This window comes from Sphingomonas oligophenolica (assembly GCF_006438955.1).
Lineage (GTDB): Bacteria > Pseudomonadota > Alphaproteobacteria > Sphingomonadales > Sphingomonadaceae > Sphingomonas > Sphingomonas oligophenolica_A.
Map to the genome: position 1 here is coordinate 1 of NZ_RCZK01000042.1, position 1,562 is coordinate 1,562.

The following is a 1,562-nucleotide window of genomic DNA, read 5'->3' on the forward strand; positions in this document are numbered from 1 at the left end:
GCCATCAGTATGGACGGCAAGGGCTGCTGGCGCGACAACGTGTTCGTTGAGCGCCTTTGGCGCTCGGTGAAATACGAGGAGGTATATCTGCACGCCTACGCATCGGTCCCCGAGGCCCGCGCCGGCATCGGCCGATACTTCGCATTTTATAATGGCATCCGGCCGCACTCAGCTCTTGGCGGCCGCACGCCCGACCAGATATACTTCGACCAGCCGCTTCTCGCAGCGGCATGATCAACCAGCGGCGATCCACTTATCCAAGCCGCGAGCCTGTGCAGACGACCGGAGCCACCTCTCCCGCCACGGTCGCAACCGCCGCGATAACTTCAGTCATCGGCAGAGCTTCCCAGGCTGGGTCACGCGTTGCCTGCAACATCATCAGCACCGAACGACCTCTTGCACTGATCTGCGTGTCGCGAAGATACCGCTTGTCGCTGATCTCCAGCATCACAATCGACGCTAGCCAGCAGAGATAAAAGTCCCAGAAAAGCATGTCCCCTTCAAAAAAATCGAACCGCTGCTCGTCGCCCCATTGCCGCTCCGCACCGATCGCCGTGAGGACGCGGGTCAACAACTCCTGTTGCTCGCTGGCGACGTGGTTGGACGGAAAGCCGAGCTCCCCAACCCAGAACGCATCGCGCACAGTGCTCCAGGTACGGCCCGAAGAATCTTCGAACACACCTTTGTTTGCCCGAAGCTCCCATCCCCACGGGAGCGCGTCAGCGTTGTAATTCGACTGGCTCATCATCAGCCTTTCCCCCGCGGATCAAGACCGATGGCCGGCAACGGCTTGCCCTCGCGAGGGGACGGCGCTTCGCCATCCGCAATTGCGCGGAGCTGGCGCGCGAGATTCATGATCTCGCAGATGACGTAGGCGTCGTCGCGGTAAACGGCACCAGTTTCGGCAGCGAGAAACCGTTTCTGATGGCTGGCCCGGCCAGGCACGACATCGTAAAGGTGGTTGCAGTCGAAACCAAACCACCACGCATGAGCATCATGGGGCAGGTGATCTGTTGCGTGCTTCAACGGTTCGAACCGGAGCGGCGTCCTGGGTGCGTGGCAAATCGAGCGAGCCTCAACGATCACGCGGCGGGTCGGTTGAGGCCCTTCATCGCAGATCTCGGAATATGTCAGGCCCCCGTGAACCTTGATCCCGAAATCCGCGGAAACTGCTTCGTGACGCCACCCCCACAGTGGATGATCGTTAGGAATGCCCACGTAGCCGCTGAGGTAACCTCCGTGAGTTGCCCGTAGCATGATGCATTCGGAGAGGTGGCTCCGGTCGTCTGCACAGGCTCGCGGCTTGGATAAGTGGATCGCCGCTGGTTGATCATGCCGCTGCGAGAAGCGGCTGGTCGAAGTATATCTGGTCGGGCGTGCGGCCGCCAAGAGCTGAGTGCGGCCGGATGCCATTATAAAATGCGAAGTATCGGCCGATGCCGGCGCGGGCCTCGGGGACCGATGCGTAGGCGTGCAGATATACCTCCTCGTATTTCACCGAGCGCCAAAGGCGCTCAACGAACACGTTGTCGCGCCAGCAGCCCTTGCCGTCCATACTGATG

The 1,562-nt window shown here is 60.8% G+C and carries 4 protein-coding genes; 1 reads left to right on the forward strand and 3 read right to left on the reverse strand.

The window, feature by feature from the left end:
* Positions 1 to 234 (forward strand): integrase core domain-containing protein (locus EAH84_RS15770; RefSeq protein ID WP_140867210.1); only part of this gene is annotated, 234 nt, incomplete at its 5' end.
* A 19-nt stretch (positions 235 to 253) separates the two neighbouring features.
* Here EAH84_RS15770 and EAH84_RS15775 read toward each other — a convergent pair.
* The 3 genes from EAH84_RS15775 to EAH84_RS15785 all read right to left on the reverse strand — a co-directional run.
* Positions 254 to 748, reverse strand: coding sequence for a hypothetical protein (locus EAH84_RS15775; RefSeq protein WP_140872916.1), 495 nt, complete (start codon positions 746 to 748; stop codon positions 254 to 256).
* Positions 748 to 1,218: a hypothetical protein gene (locus tag EAH84_RS15780; RefSeq protein ID WP_140872917.1), complete on the reverse strand. Its 471-nt coding sequence runs from the start codon at positions 1,216 to 1,218 to the stop codon at positions 748 to 750. Before EAH84_RS15780 ends, EAH84_RS15775 begins: the two co-directional genes overlap by 1 nt.
* Positions 1,219 to 1,330: 112 nt before the next feature.
* Positions 1,331 to 1,562, reverse strand: a 232-nt coding sequence (locus EAH84_RS15785; protein WP_140871468.1) for an integrase core domain-containing protein, incomplete at its 5' end; no start/stop codon positions are given.

What these genes read in the sequence shown, in the direction of transcription:
- EAH84_RS15775 (WP_140872916.1), bottom strand. Translation starts at nt 748, where the DNA reads ATGATGAGCCAGTCGAATTACAACGCTGACGCGCTCCCGTGGGGATGG.